We start from the raw sequence: 15,094 nt of genomic DNA, 5'->3' as shown, positions 1-15,094 counted from the left end.
CCGTGGCAAAATATTGGAGAGGCTTGAGATGACGTACATTACAACCGAAACACGCGGTCATGTGCTGATCATAACGCTCGACCGTCAGGAATCTCGCAACGCCTTTAATCGGGCGATGGCTGATGAGATGGAACAAATTATCGATGATTACGAAGCCGATACTGAGCTTCGTTGCGCCATCATTTGCGCGAAGGGCCCGACCTTTTCTGCGGGGCAAGACCTGAAAGCGGCTTTGAAAGGTGAGATGGCTGCGACGCCAAATCGCGGTGGTTTTGGCATCATGAGCAAGCCACCTGAAAAACCGCTCATCGCTGCTGTAGATGGACAAGCGCTGGCTGGCGGGATGGAGCTGACCTTATGCTGCGATATCATTGTTGCGTCCGAGCAATCCGTATTCGGACTTGCCGAGGCAAAGCGCGGATTGGTTGCAGTGGGCGGCGGATGCTTCCGCCTGCCCCACCGGATCCCGCATAATATCGCGATGGAAATGGTGATCACCGCTGAGCCCAAATCAGCGCAAGACATGCATCACTTTGGCTACGTCAACAGCGTGGTGAAATCCGAAGACGTGATGGACGAGGCAATGCGCTTTGCCAAACTAATTGCGCGCAATGGTCCGATTGCGGTCAAAGCTTCCAAAGCACTGGCTTATCGTTCTGCAACGGAACAGTGGGAAGATAAACAGGCTTGGAAAGAACAAGGGCCTATCGTCGAACCAATGATGAATTCGGCGGACCGCATCGAAGGCATGAAGGCATTCGCCGAGAAACGGGATCCGGTCTGGACAGGGAAATGAGCTCCGCTGCACAGACCGCATCGGAAACCCCCGCAACAACGCGGCCGTGGCTTACCGTGGCGATGCTATGCGCGGTCTATGCCTGCAGCCAACTCGATCGCCAGATAATGGGTATCCTGCTCGAACCGATCAAACAGGATTTGGGCGCAAGCGATACGCAGATGGGCTTCCTCGTTGGGTTGGCGTTTGCGGTGTTCTACACGTTCCTCGCTATCCCGATCGCAGTGGTTGCCGACAAGGGTTATCGCCGCAACATCATTGCCGCCTCTGTCATCGTCTGGAGTGCGATGACGGCGGTGTGCGGGATCGTGAACACCTATGCTCAGATGGCTTTCGCGCGAATGGGTGTGGCAGTCGGAGAAGCCGGATCCACACCGGCCTCAATCTCGATTATCTCGTCGCTGTTCGACGAAAAACGCCGCGCGACTGCGATGAGTGTTTTTGCCATGGGCGCCAGTCTTGGCGTGTTGCTCGCCTTCCTTGGAGGCGGATTTCTCCTTGATACCGTTGGCTGGCGGCAGACATTTATCATCGTCGCTGTTCCCGGCATTCTCCTTGGAATTATGGTGCTGTTTGTGGTGCCCGAACCGCCAGTGCCTCCGCAATCCTCGCCTGATGACAAGGCATCGGTTGGGCCAACTGTCCGGCACATGTTCAAGAACAAGGCGATACGCCACATCTTAATCGGCAAGTCCCTGGGTGGTTTTGTTGGCTACGGAATGATTGTTTGGACACCGGCATTTCTGGTTCGCACGCATGAATTGAGCGGTACCGAGATCGGACTGACACTGGCCCTTTTCGCTGGGATTGGCGGAGCGATAGGCACGTTTATGTCGGGCCGGGTGACCGACTATCTCGGTCAGTTTGACGAGCGCTGGCGTGCGTGGGCGATGGCTGTTGCCATGGTGATCGTGGTTCCATTCTCGATCCTGTGGTTCACGATTGATAGCTACTGGTTGGCGCTTTGCTTCTACGCAGTTCCGGCATTGCTCGGCGGCTTTTATCTTGCGCCCTCCACCGCTCTCATCCAAAACTTGGTTCAACCTCGCATGCGCGCCGTCGCATCGGCGATATCCATGTTTCTGCTCAACATCATTGGCATGGGGCTGGGCCCGCAAGGCGTGGGCATTTTGAGCGATCTGCTCAAACCGGAATATGGCTCGGATTCGCTGCGCTATACCTTATGCATCTTTTTGGCTGTGAACGTTTGGTCGGCAGTTCATTTCTGGATTGCAGGACGCCATCTCGGCGCGCCCAATGACAAAGTGGAGCTGGAGGTAGCGTAATGAAACGCAAGCCACATCAACATATTTGCCAGTGAGCAAATAAATGACTTGAAGGCGGCCCAAGCCAATGCGAAGAGCTGCCGCGTAACAAGGAGAAGATCATGGATGGCGCCAACGACGCGTTGTTTTCCGCCGGAGGCACCGACGCTGCCGCAAATGTTCCAGCGCTCTTGGGCGGCAAATGCAACGCTTGCGGCGCTGTGTTCTTCCCCATGCAGACCTATGGATGCCAGGTTTGCGGATCAAAGGATCTCGCTCCTCAAAAACTAACCGGTCGCGGCACGCTTATTTGCAGCGCTCCGGTATTCATGTCGATGAACCCCGCCCTCCCCGCGCCTTTTACCGTCGGCTCGATTGAGCTTGAAGACGGACCCAAAGTGCGCACCATGCTTGCTGTGGAGCCTGGGGCGCAGCTCACCCCGGGCGATGCGATGGAGGCGACACTGGTGCCGCAACCGCGCGAAGGCAAAGGCGAACATGATCTGCGATTTGCCCCAGCTGGGAAAGGAAACTGACGATGGCTAAACTGATCTCTGATCTTGCGCCGGTTTATGTCGTTGGCGTTGGCTTTCACCGCTACCAGCATGCCTCTGCCACCCCCTATGTTGAGCTTGGACTAAAAGCCGTCCGGGGTGCGCTTTCTGATGCAGGAATTGAATGGGAAGGCGTTGAGAGTTCTTATGTCGCCCATGCACTTTTAGGAATGGCCGTGGGACGCCCGATGCTTAGCCACCTTGGCGCATTGGGCAAACCGATCGTCCACGTTGAAAATGCCTCGGCCTCCGGTTCTACCGCGTTTCGCCACGCTTGCATCGAAGTCGCCAGTGGTATCAGCGATGTGGCCCTTGCCGTTGGCGTAGACAAACCGCCAAAGAAGGGTGTGTTCCGCTCAAAAACGGGTATCGACAATCTGGCAGATGACGCAATTGCCCCGTTCACGCATTTTGCTTTGCTGACCGACGAGTACAGCCATCGTCATGGCATTGCTCCAGAAGATGTTGCCCGGATCGCGGTCAAAAACCACGCAAATGGCGCGAAAAACCCCAATGCCCAACGGCAGAAGGTTCGCAGTTTGGACGATGTGATTGGAGCTCCACCAATTTCCGGCACACTGACCGCCTTGCAATGCTGCCCCATTGGCGAAGGTGCTGCTGCTGTAATCGTCGCCTCGCAAGAGGGGATTAAACGTTTGGGCATTGATCCATTCCGGGCAATCCGCGTCGCTTCATCGGCGGCAGGCAGCGAGAAGGCCAATCAGGGGCTCAATCCGGACACCGCGCTCAGCAATGAAATCATGATGCGCGCGATCGCCGAGGCACAGATAACACCGGGTGATCTCGACGTGATCGAACTGCACGATGCCTTCGCCACCGAGGAACTGCTCTACGCCGAGGCGACGGGCATCTGTAATCCGGGTGAATTCATCCCGATGCTGAAAGATGGCCATTGGGATATTGGCGGGCAATGCGCGATCAGCCCCTCTGGCGGCCTTATCGCGATGGGCCATCCGGTCGGGCCAACCGGTGTCGGACAAATTGGTGAACTGACAATGCAGCTGCGCGGGGAAGCGAGAGAGCGTCAACAGCCGAATGCCAAGCATGGCCTTGCGCATATGGTTGGTGTTGGCGCGGTTTGTTACGTCCACGTCCTGTCGAACTAAACAATTGGCGACCAGATCAAGGGAAACTTCTCGTGCTTATTGAACCACGCCTCAAAAGCGATCTTCTGAAAGACAAAGTGGCCATTGTAACCGGTGGTAGCCGCGGTATTGGCGGTGCGACGTCTGAAATGCTTGCTGCGAACGGCGCCCATGTGGTTATCGCAGACGTTGATGCGGACGCGGCCCAAAAAGCCGCCCGCGACATCAACGGCACCTTTGGATCAGAAAGCGCCAGCGCATTTGTTGGCGATTTGCTGGCGGAGGGTGCCTGCGACGAGCTTGTCCATGGAACTGCAAAGGAATGGGGCCGTCTCGACATTGTCGTTAACAACGCTGGCTATGCCTGGGATGGCGGCATCCATTCCATGACCGACGAGCAATTTCAGGCAATGCTCGATATCCATCTCATCGTACCGTTCCGAATTTCGCGCGCATGTGCTCCCATATTCAAGGCGGCAGCTGAGAAAGAAGACGCAAGCGGAGGGGCCGATTATCGCAAGATGATCATGGTTTCCTCAATGGCGGGGCAATGGGGCCTGATGGGCGCGGGCAATTACGCCTCTGCAAAAGCCGGGATGCTTGGCCTGATGCGCACCTTGGCTCAAGAATGGGGCCGGTACCGCGTCAATTCCAACGCCGTCGCATTCGGGGTAATCCAGACACGGTTTGGTCAACCGCAATCCGAAGACGAAGTCATCGAAGTGGACGGCCGAAAGATCCATGTCGGGATGACTGCGAAGCAAGCTGCGCGTATGGGCGTAAAGGTCGATCCAGATCACAAGCCTACACAGGAAGAAATCTACGCGACGAAGCCAAATCCAATGATCACGCTCGGCCGTTCAGGTTCAATCCGCGAGGCAGCGGAATCGATCTTTTGGCTCGCCTCTCCGCTCTCGGATTATGTTACAGGGCAGGTGTTGACGGTTAGTGGCGGTGCACGCGGCGGGATGAGCTGATCGGCTCACTTCAATCGAACTCATCATTAAATGGTTGCCTTTCGGCGGTTCTTACGGTGCCAGTCGACTGCTCATGGTGGCAATGAACTCTTCGCCTGCCGCATTCTGATCGAATGACTTATCCAGTGCTGCAAATGCCATCTGTCCACGCAGAAAAGAATAGATCACGGGCGCTTGCGCTGATGGATCAATATCTGCGCGGATATTGCCCAGTTCTATTCCGCTTCTGATCTCGGCTTCGATACCCTTCTTTCCCTCGGCATTGAGCTTCGCGATGGTTTTTCGCAATCTAGGACTAACAAGGGCTTGCGCGATCAAAATCTGAAGGGTTCGAATTTCCACCCCATGGCCCGTCACATAGCTGCGTACCAGCGCAACCAACGTTGGTAGCCCGCGTTCGTGCGAGGAGATGCTTGCTGCACCTTTGTTGTAAGTGCTAACCACATGCTCTGCTACACGGGCGAGAAGATCTTCTTTGCTGCCAAAATAGTGAGCTGGAAGACCTCTGCTATAGCCAGCACTTTCAGCAACGTCTGCGAGTGTAAAGCCGTCATAGCCGAGTTTACCAACAAGCTTCACCGCTTGATCCAGCATTTGGGTCTCTGCCTTTTCGCGCCGCTCAGCTTGAGTCCGGCGCTTTATCTTAGTCATGAATCGATCCCATGCTGTTTGTGACCTTCCCAATTAAACAGACGGTCTGCTTGGCGTTCGAATAGAGATTGCTCGAGGCAGGTGTCAACGCGGCTCGGATCATTGAGCCTACTATCCAGACGTCCTCGCGATAGAACTTTGCATTGGTCTTGTCAGGGTAAGTGCAACCTGTCGCATTAGAATGTGAATTGGGCCGGGTAACGGGTCAGAAGCAAATCGGAATCCCTCATATTATGAGTAGGAAGAGAGTGTCAAAAGTCATTCTCTTGCATGTTATCTGTTGGACGTATAACAATCTTATTTGAGAGTAGGGGACTCGCATCGGCAAAAATGTCGAGCGAGGCTTGGGAGAGGGAAAACTATGACACGCAAGTTTGCAGCTTACGCTGCAGGCCTAATGGCCTGCAGTTCGTTCACCGCACCGGCAATGGCGCAACAATCGCAAGATGTCGCAAGCGAAGATGATGGCCGCAATGTCATTATCGTGACGGCGACACGCCGCGAACAGGATCTTCAAGATATCCCGCTCGCTGTGACCGCCGTTGGCACAGAAGATCTCGACCGCCAAGGGATTGCGGACATACGGTCTTTGAGTGCTGTATCGCCAAGCTTCAACTTGAACTCCTCTGACACCGAAACGGGCGGAACAACCATTCGTATTCGCGGTGTCGGCACAACCGGCAACAATATCGGTCTGGAAAGCGCGGTTGGCGTGTTCTTGGATGGCGTCTATCTCTCACGTCCGGGGGCGGCCTTGGGCGATCTTGTTGATGTGGAACGGGTCGAGATCCTTCGCGGCCCTCAAGGCACGTTGTTTGGCCGCAACACGTCGGCTGGTGCACTGAACATCACCACCAAAAAGCCAAACCTCAACGGCGTAGAAGGCTTTGCCAATGCGACCTATGGCAATTTCAACTTAATCAATGTCCAGGGCGGGATCAGTGCTCCGCTTGTTGAAGACTCTGTTGGCGTCCGCATTTCAGGTTCTTATCGCAGCCGCGACGGCCTTTTGACCAATCAGCTTGGTGAAGAGCATAACAACCGGGACCGTTATGGCATTCGTGGTCAGCTCTATTTTGAGCCATCGGCTGATTTGAGCCTGCGATTGATCGCCGACTTTTCAAGCGCCGATGAATCGTGCTGTTCAGCTGTCCTTGTGCGCGAATCCGAACTGTTCGCCAGTGGCGCTGCATTCTTGGCCAATGGCCTGCCTGCTGATGGCGGCGCTCCCTTTATCGGAAGCCCGGACAACCAAGGCAGCGCCTTTTTTGAGCGCCTGACCAATACAACAAGTGATTTGGCAAACGGTTTTGACAACATTGGCTTCTCGGCCGAGCTGAACTGGGATATTGGCGATAATGCGTCGCTAACCTATATCGGGTCTTACCGTGACTTTGACGCCTTCACATCGCGCAGCACAGATTACATTGGGCTTGCTGTCTTCTCGGTCGGCACGGGCGACTCTATTTTTAACAACCCTAATAACATTCCAAATACCACCGAGATCGAAACAATCACGCAAGAGCTTCGCCTGCAAGGTGAAGCATTCGATGGCGCTTTGGACTGGTTGGTTGGCGTTTATTATGCAGACGAACAAATCAGTACAAATCCAGAAGGAAGCCTTGGCCTTGGTCCAGATTACGAGGCATACATCAATGCTTTCTTGACCGCCATTGGGCAGCCTAGCGTTGATACGTTGGCCTTTGTAGGCACCGGCGGTTTGGCGGGCAATCCAAATGCGGTCACAAATGTCGATTTCACTGGTGCCTTTGCCCAAAACGTCTTCACGCAAGACGCGCAAAGCTGGTCGATCTTCACGCATAATACATTCAATGTAACGGATACGCTCAGCTTTACTGTCGGCTTACGGTATACTGATGACAAGAAAAGGGGCGCATTCAGGCAAATTGCAGCCTCAAATGATCCGTGCCTGACGACCAATCCAGCTTTCGGTGCGACGGGCCTCAACGGTCTGCTGTGCTTTGTCTTCGCCGCTCCAGCTGATGTGCCCGGAGCAGTCGGATTGCCGCTTACCTTCGGTGACGGCGCACTAGGCGGCGCGTTTGATGAGTTCAACGATGATGAGCTGATCTACACTGGTAAAGTCGCCTGGGAGCCAACTCCTGACATCAATACATATGCAAGCTTTACGCATGGATATAAGTCGGGCGGCTATAACCTCGATGCATCTGCTGCCGTAGGCGGATTGGATCCCCGTTTCCGTTCAGAGCTGATCGATGCTTATGAGCTTGGCGTCAAAGCAACGCTATTTGGTGGCCGCGGTACGGCTAACTTGGCTCTGTTCCATCAGGATCTGTCGGACTTCCAGGTGCTCGAGTTCACTGGTGTTGCGTTCCAAACCTTTAACGTGCCATCCGCGAAGAGCACGGGCGCTGAGCTGGAGTTCCAGCTGCAGGCAAGCGATGAGATCGGCATCAACACTTCGATGACTTACGCTGATGCACGCTATCCGAGCGATTGCGTGGCTGGCGATGTCAATCCGTTACCGCAAGCAGCAAACCTGTGCGGAAACGATCTAACGAACGCACCACGGTTCGTGATAAATGCGGGCATGGTTTACGATGCTCTCATCACGGATTCAGGTTGGGGCATGGTAGCAAGCTTCAATGTTCGCTACGAAACCGATCGTCGGACCAGCACACAAGCGAGCGAAGTGGGTTCGGACATTCTGCTGCCGTTTGATATTCAAGATGCGAATGTCAAAGCCAATGCACGGATCGGCTTCACCACGCCAAGCGAGAGCTTCACAGTTGAGTTCTGGGGCAACAATATCTTCAACGAGCAAACCCGCAATGTGACGTTCAATACGCCGCTGCGCGGGGTTGCCGGGGCACGTTCGCGCGGTGCGTTCCTTGAAGATCCCCGTACTTATGGTGTGACGGTTCGCACTCAGTTCTAATTTTGGCCCACCTCTCCAAGTGGGCTGAACTGGTGGCCGGCAGCGATGCCGGTCACCTTTTCTTTGACGGACTGATTGGCGCAAACTCGTTGCACTCTTTGCGGCTCCTTTTGCACCGTCAAGTCAACGCGCCATCAAGTTATTGATCCGCTGACAAATAACTGTTACCGAACAACAGTGCTGTAATCGAACTGGCAAAGACCTGCGCTCAGCACCCTGGTCCATTCGTCGATTACGGTAGGGGAGTACCACAATGTCAGCTCATGAAATCACACGAACGCCGTTCCCGCTTGTCTCGATGGAGCAAGAAAAGTTCAAGGCAACCTATGGCGGGACCGAGGGTGTCGTCGTGGTGTTCTGCACGCTGATCCGTTCGCAGGTGCCGTCCGATACCTGCCTGGTGACGATGCACCCTATTGGCGGCACGGGCTGGCTGCCGATCATGAACGAGTTTGTGCAGCAGGGCGTGCACGTGCTGGCATGTGACGGGCGCTATCGCGGTGCGGATTACGCGCTCAATATGGAAAAGTGCGCGGTCGACCTCGGCTCTGCAGTCAAGCATGCCAAGGAGTTTCTGGGCTATAAGAATGTGATCTTGCTCGGCTGGAGCGGTGGCGGCTCGCTATCTGCCTATTATCAATCTCAAGCTGAGAACCCGACGGTCACGTCGAGCCCGTGCGGCGGCGGGGTTGATCTGACCGAGGCAGGCCTTGTTCCTGCTGATGGGATGATCCAGATGGCAGCGCACGTCTCGCGCCATCACACTTTGACTCAATGGATGGACGCCTCCATCCTCGATGAAGCGGACCCCGACAAGCGCGACCCGTCGCTCGATTTGTATGGAGAAGAAGTGAAGCCGCCTTACTCGGCTGAGTTCCTCGAACGCTATCGGGCGGCGCAGATCGCCCGCAATCGCAAGATCACCGCTTGGGTGAAGCACAAGCTTCAGGAATTGGCCGATAAAGGCCGTGAGAATGAAGAATTTGCCTTCACGACGCATGGCACGATGGCCGATCCACGTTGGCTCGACCCCGCTGTTGATCCCAATGATCGAAAGCCCGGCTGGTGCTATCTCGGCGATCCGAAAGTCGTAAATAATGGCCCAGTCGGGCTGGCACGGTTCAGCACTCTTCGCAGCTGGCTTTCGCAATGGAGCTATGACGATGCCAATGCCCATGGTCCAACGAGCCTCGCCCATGTGACCAAGCCCGTTCTGGTGGTTGGCAACACGGCCGATGATGCCTGCACGCCTAGCCACACCCAAGCGATCTTTGATGGCGTAGACCACGACAATAAAGAGCTGCATCAGATCGAAGGTGCAACCCACTATTACGCCATGCAACCCGACAAGGCGAAAGAGGCGGCGAGCCTCGTGATGAACTGGTTGGAACGTCAGGACCTACGCTGAACGCATCGCGCCTGGGGAGAGGCTCTATGACCGGAAGAGAAAAAGTGTCGAAGGCATGCCGATGACGCGAACGGTCGAGATGGTTGAGGTCGGGCCACGCGACGGCCTGCAGAATGAGGGGACGCTTGTCTCCACTGCAAACAAGGTTGCCCTTATCGAACGCGCAATCGAGGCCGGTAGTCGCAGGATCGAGGTAGCCAGCTTCGTGCATCCAAAGCGAGTTCCACAGATGGCCGATGCGGAAGATGTCATTGCGCGCCTGCCTGATCGCAAGGACGTGACCTACATCGGATTGTGCCTCAACAAACGAAGTGTTCTGCGTGCCCTTGCAACGCGTGAGAGCGACAGGCGCGGGGTCGATGAGGCCGGGTGCGTGGCGGTTGCAAGCGATGCGTTTGGCCTGAAAAACCAGGGTCAGACAACTGATCAATGCATCCGGGAAAATCGTGAAATGATCCGCTTTGCCAAAGCCGAAGGGCTGAAAGCACAAGTCACCATCGCGACTGCCTTCGGCTGCCCTTTTGAAGGTCCGGTTCAGACCGATACTGTGCTGCGTATCGCCAGCGAACTTGCCGAGGAAGAACCGCTGGAAATTGCGCTGGCTGACACAATCGGGGTTGGCGTACCGGGGCAGGTCGAGGAATTGTTCGCCCGTTTGCGTGAATTGCTGCCGGAAAAAATCGCGATGCGCGCGCATTTCCATGACACCCGCAATACTGGCATTGCCAATATCTGGGCAGCGCTAGGCGCAGGCGTCGATGTAATCGACGCATCGCTTGGCGGCTTGGGCGGATGTCCGTTTGCTCCCGGAGCCGCAGGCAACGTCGCAACCGAGGACGCCGCGTATATGCTGGTGCGTTCGGGCGTAGAAACCGGGCTTGATCTCGATAAGCTACTCAGCGCTTCGCAATGGCTGGAAGGCGTAATGGACAAATCCCTGCCTTCTAAACTCGCCAAAGCTGGTGACTTTATTGCCCTGGGAGCAGAAAATGACGGATGAGAACCAGGGCGCGCTCAAGGGCATCCGAGTGATCGAATTCGGCCAGTTGATCGCCGGACCATTTTGCGGGCAGCTGCTGGGCGACATGGGCGCGGATGTCATCAAAGTCGAACCGCCCGGAGCCGGCGATCCAATGCGCCAATGGGGCAATGGCGAGCATAAGGTTTGGTGGGAAGTCATCGGCCGCAACAAGCGCTCGGTCACCGCCAATTTACGCGTGCCGGAGGGTCAGAAACTGGCTCGGGACCTCGTAGCCGGTGCCGATATCATGATCGAGAACTTCAAGCCCGGCACGATGGAAAAATGGGGCATGTCCCCAGACGAGCTGCATGCGATCAACCCGGGCCTCATCATTGTTCGTATCTCGGGCTATGGCCAGACCGGCCCCTATTCCTCGCGGGCAGGCTTTGGCGGGATTGGCGAGGCTATGGGCGGTTTGCGCGCAATTACTGGTGAACCGGATCGGCCGCCGTCTCGCGCTGGCATATCCATCGGTGACACACTTGCCGCCACCTACGGTTGCATGGGCGCGTTGGCCGCCCTCCAAGCGCGTGAACGCACGGGCCGAGGCCAAGTGGTTGATGCTGCTCTCTATGAGAGCGTCTTGCAGGTAATGGAAAGCCTTGTCGCCGAATATGATGTGATGGACCTCGTGCGTGAACGGTCCGGCTCGATCCTGCCCGGCATTGCGCCCTCCAATGTCTATCCGTGTAGCGACGGCGAATACATGATCGGCGGCAATGGTGATGCGATTTTCGCGAGGCTCGCTGAGGCGATGGGTCAACCGCAATTGGCCCAGGATGAACGCTATGCGACGCATATTGCACGGGGCACGCATCAGGCAGAGCTTGATGAGATTATCGCAGAATGGACAAAAACACTTACCATCAATGAACTTGATAGGTTGATGGCCGAACACAGTGTGCCGGCCGGGCGGGTCTACACCGCACCGGATATGCTGACTGATCCGCACTTCGCGGCGCGTGAAGCGATCGTGGAGCGGGAGCACCCGGTTTATGGGTCCGTGAAGATGCAAAGCACCTTCCCAAAATTCTCGACAAACCCGTCATCCATCCGGCGCAACGCTCCTGCAAAGCCGGGCATCGACAATGATGAAGTCTACCAGCAGATGTTGGACCTATCGGCAGCGGAGATTGCTGCTCTCGTCAAAGCTGGCGTCATCTAGTGGTGCAGGGACTTCACTTCTAGCGCGGGTGCGAAAACAGATTTAATCGAAGGAAACTGAACCATGACACAGAACATCAAGGCGAACGGCCTCAACCATCTGGCAATTTCAACAAATAATATGAAAGAGCAGATCGAGTTCTACACCGATGTGCTGGGCTTCCGACTTGTTGCGCTTTACTGGATGCACGGGGTCGAGGGATGCTGGCATGGCTTCCTTGAAATGAATGATAGCAGCCAGGTTGCCTTCGTTTTCAATCCCGCAAACAAAGACGCTAAGGTCGAATATGGTGTGACCAATCCAGGCCATACAGGCGGGCCTTCCGCGCCGGGCACAATGCAGCACCTCGCGTTCAACGTCGACACGCTTGATGACCTGCTCAACATGCGCGATCGCATCCGTTCGCGTGGGTACAATGTCATGGGTCCGATGGACCATGGCATGTGTCACAGCATCTATTTTCAAGGACCAGAAGACACCTGCCTTGAGGTCGCGACATTCGGCAATGCCGATTATCCGATCGGGCCAAAGGATTGGATCGATCCTGAAGTGCAGGAACTCGCCGGGATCAGCGATGAGGAATTGGCCAAGTTTACAAACCCTATTGAATTTGAAGGCCAAGGCGGAAAAATCCCGAATCCCGGTTATAATCCCGACAGCTATAATCCGGATCGCCCCGCACAGCTTCTCCAAGGTTTGTTCGCGATGCCTGATGAGCAATTCGCGATGATACCAATGGAAAAGCGGCCCCCTTCCATGATGAGCGACGAAGACCGCGCAGCGAAGCACGCCAACTAGAGACGTTTCACAATTTGGGGCAAACATCGTGAACACAAGAACTCCAGTCCACTATACCGGCGTCGCCAAATTCCTGCATTGGGCGATCGCGCTGCTGATCATCATGATGTTGGTGTTCGGCCAAGGCTTTGAAGACATCACAAACCCGGATGATATGACTTTCTCTCTGAGGGGGCACTCGACACTGGGCTTTACTGTCATAACCTTACTGGTCTTGCGCATATTGTGGCGCCTTGGAAACCCGCCACCAGCGCTGCCAGAGACGGTTGCGCCAATACAACGCACCTTATCAAAGGTCTCGCACCTCCTGCTCTACGCGCTGATGATCTATGTGCCAGCGACCGGCATCTATACGGCGGCCGCGCATGAATATGCCGTAATGCCATATGGGGCGTTCGACGTTCGCGAGGCGTTCGGCTTTCTTGGCTCTAGCGATTTCGACGGGCGACGCTTCCTGCACGAGGTCGGTACTTGGCTGCTGATCGGCTTGCTCGCCGTCCACATCACCGCCGCCTTTCTACATCAGTTTGTTCAAAAAGACAGCGTGCTGCGCCGGATGTGGTTTGGCGGTGGCAAAAAGACGGAGAACCCCAGCTGATGATCAGGCATTTCTTCCGCATTTGCGCCGTGCTGATGGCATTGACCGCGTTCCCGGTCGCGGCGCAGGAGGGACAGCGCCCCAATTTCCTGATCGTAGTGGCAGATGATCTGGGCTGGTCTGATCCCGGGTTTCTTGGCAGTCGGATTAAAACGCCTACGCTGGATAGTCTGGCGCAACGCGGCATCTTCATGTCGCATTTCTATGTGGCACCAACCTGCTCTCCGACGCGGGCCATGCTGATGACCGGGGTCAGCAATCATGCCGCCGGCGTCGGCACCATGTACAATCTCCAGGCGGACAATCAGATGGGCCACCTCGCTTATGGTGCTCAGCTGCATGATGGTGTGGTTACAGTCGCAGAGATGCTGCGTGCCCATGGCTACAGCACCATGATGAGCGGCAAGTGGCACCTTGCCATTGATGAGGAACAACGCCCTCACCGTCGCGGGTTTGCACGCAGTTTCGGCCTTGTCGAAGGCGGCGCAAGCCATTTCGCCGATGCAAAAATGATCACGCCTTCAGAAAACGTGACCTACCTCGAGAATGGACAGCCGACGCAGCTGGCTAGCGATTTTTACTCCACCATCGGCTACACCGATAAGATCATCGAATATATCAATGAGGCCGGTGACCAGCCCTTTTTTGCCTATCTGACCTACACAGCGCCGCATGATCCCTTGCAGGTGCCCGATGAATGGCTTGATCGCTATAAGGGCGTGTTCGACGATGGCCCCGAGGTATCACGTGAAGAACGGCGCCAACGCCTCACTGAACTCGGTCACATCCGCGCCGACGCTGAAATGGCGAGTGCGCTCAATTTCCCAGCATGGCTCGATTCCCACCAAGCACCTTGGACTGAGAGAAGCGATGAGGAACGCCGTACCCATGCCAAACGCATGGAAATCTACGCTTCCATGGTCGAATTGCTCGATGCCGAGCTGGGCCGGGTCATCGCGCGTCTCGAAGAGAACGGTCAGCTGTCGAACACCTACATCATGTTCATGTCGGACAATGGCGCAGCGGTCACCACACCGCTCGCCTATCGCGGCAACACGCGCGAGTGGCTGCATGAGAATTTCGACCTCAGCCCCGAAGAGATGGGGCAGAAGGGTTCCTTCACTTCCATGGGCAGCGACTGGGCGCATGCGAGCAACACTCCGTTTAGTAGGTTCAAAGGTACGGTGAGCGAAGGTGGTGTACGCTCTCCTCTTATTGTCGCCGGGCCAGGATTGGAAAGCGGGGTGACGCGCACCATGCCCGCGCATGTCACCGATCTGGTGCCAACGGTTTATGAGCTGGCCGGCATCAATCCCGCTGCCGATCCACTCTATGAGGGCAGGCTGCAACCGCAAGGCACCTCGATCGTTCCGATTTTCGAAGAGGCGAGCTTCGATGAAACACGCATCTTTTTCAACGAGCTGTTTGGCAATCGCATGGCGCGAAAAGGGCGTTGGAAAGCGGTTTGGCTAAGCCCTCCCTTCGGAAGCGGTGAATGGGAACTTTACGACATCGTGGCCGATCCCAGCGCCACCAAAAACCTTGCCGAAGCGCGTCCAGAGGTAATCACCGAAATGGTTGCAGGCTATGATGCGTTTGCTGAGGAAAACGGCGTCATTCCACCTTATCCGCGCCGCAGCCTGCGATCGAATATCTGGTACGAAGGTGAGTGCAATTGGTGGTGCAGCGCAAAGTTCAGTTTTGTTAACACGTTGGCCAATCCCACCGGTCGCATCATCCTGCTGGTAGGTATTCTTGGTGTCGTTGGCCTTATCCTATTTCTCGCGTTCCGTTGGCTGCGTCGCCGCCGCAAGGTGGCGCAACACGGAGCTTAA

Annotated in this window: 13 protein-coding genes; 12 read left to right on the top strand and 1 reads right to left on the bottom strand. The window is 55.7% G+C overall.

The window, feature by feature from the left end; translation table 11 throughout:
* Positions 1–28 precede the first annotated feature (28 nt).
* The 5 genes from AC0V6O_RS13610 (at position 29) to AC0V6O_RS13590 (ending at position 4,698) form a co-directional block, all read left to right on the top strand.
* The gene (locus AC0V6O_RS13610) at positions 29–796 is read left to right on the top strand and encodes a crotonase/enoyl-CoA hydratase family protein (protein WP_486144822.1); all 768 of its coding nucleotides are present in this window, start codon (positions 29–31) and stop codon (positions 794–796) included.
* Positions 793–2,082, top strand: coding sequence for a spinster family MFS transporter (locus tag AC0V6O_RS13605; RefSeq protein WP_486144820.1), 1,290 nt, complete (start codon positions 793–795; stop codon positions 2,080–2,082). The genes AC0V6O_RS13610 and AC0V6O_RS13605 overlap by 4 nt, the downstream gene beginning before the upstream one ends.
* Positions 2,083–2,183: 101 nt before the next feature.
* Complete coding sequence (locus AC0V6O_RS13600; protein ID WP_486144818.1) at positions 2,184–2,597, top strand: Zn-ribbon domain-containing OB-fold protein; 414 nt, start codon at positions 2,184–2,186, stop codon at positions 2,595–2,597.
* 2 nt (positions 2,598–2,599) lie between these two features.
* On the top strand, positions 2,600–3,742 hold the full coding sequence (locus AC0V6O_RS13595) for a thiolase family protein (RefSeq protein ID WP_486144816.1): 1,143 nt from the start codon (positions 2,600–2,602) through the stop codon (positions 3,740–3,742).
* A gap of 32 nt (positions 3,743–3,774) precedes the next feature.
* A complete protein-coding gene (locus AC0V6O_RS13590) occupies positions 3,775–4,698 on the top strand; it encodes an SDR family NAD(P)-dependent oxidoreductase (protein ID WP_486144814.1) in 924 nt (307 codons plus the stop codon).
* Between the two features lie 51 nt (positions 4,699–4,749).
* Here AC0V6O_RS13590 and AC0V6O_RS13585 read toward each other — a convergent pair whose 3' ends face one another.
* Complete coding sequence (locus tag AC0V6O_RS13585) at positions 4,750–5,292, bottom strand: TetR/AcrR family transcriptional regulator (protein ID WP_486144812.1); 543 nt, start codon at positions 5,290–5,292, stop codon at positions 4,750–4,752.
* Between the two features lie 418 nt (positions 5,293–5,710).
* On the opposite strand from AC0V6O_RS13585, the gene AC0V6O_RS13580 reads away from it, so the two are divergent.
* The 7 genes from AC0V6O_RS13580 (at position 5,711) to AC0V6O_RS13550 (ending at position 15,094) form a co-directional block, all read left to right on the top strand.
* Positions 5,711–8,269 (top strand): TonB-dependent receptor, encoded by a 2,559-nt coding sequence (locus AC0V6O_RS13580; protein ID WP_486144810.1) that lies wholly within the window; start codon positions 5,711–5,713, stop codon positions 8,267–8,269.
* 253 nt (positions 8,270–8,522) lie between these two features.
* Positions 8,523–9,677, top strand: coding sequence for an alpha/beta hydrolase (locus AC0V6O_RS13575; RefSeq protein ID WP_486144808.1), 1,155 nt, complete (start codon positions 8,523–8,525; stop codon positions 9,675–9,677).
* A gap of 61 nt (positions 9,678–9,738) precedes the next feature.
* Positions 9,739–10,677: a hydroxymethylglutaryl-CoA lyase gene (locus AC0V6O_RS13570; RefSeq protein WP_486144806.1), complete on the top strand. Its 939-nt coding sequence runs from the start codon at positions 9,739–9,741 to the stop codon at positions 10,675–10,677.
* On the top strand, positions 10,667–11,863 hold the full coding sequence (locus AC0V6O_RS13565) for a CaiB/BaiF CoA transferase family protein (protein WP_486144804.1): 1,197 nt from the start codon (positions 10,667–10,669) through the stop codon (positions 11,861–11,863). Before AC0V6O_RS13570 ends, AC0V6O_RS13565 begins: the two co-directional genes overlap by 11 nt.
* A gap of 63 nt (positions 11,864–11,926) precedes the next feature.
* Positions 11,927–12,661, top strand: coding sequence for a VOC family protein (locus AC0V6O_RS13560; RefSeq protein WP_486144802.1), 735 nt, complete (start codon positions 11,927–11,929; stop codon positions 12,659–12,661).
* A 28-nt stretch (positions 12,662–12,689) separates the two neighbouring features.
* Complete coding sequence (locus tag AC0V6O_RS13555; RefSeq protein WP_486144800.1) at positions 12,690–13,259, top strand: cytochrome b; 570 nt, start codon at positions 12,690–12,692, stop codon at positions 13,257–13,259.
* Positions 13,259–15,094, top strand: a complete 1,836-nt coding sequence (locus AC0V6O_RS13550) for an arylsulfatase (protein ID WP_486144798.1) — start codon at positions 13,259–13,261, stop codon at positions 15,092–15,094. The genes AC0V6O_RS13555 and AC0V6O_RS13550 overlap by 1 nt, the downstream gene beginning before the upstream one ends.

The organism is Erythrobacter sp. JB2-19 (assembly GCF_057365005.1).
Note: the sequence above shows the minus strand (reverse complement) of the source record. Positions and strands in the feature narration are given on the sequence as shown.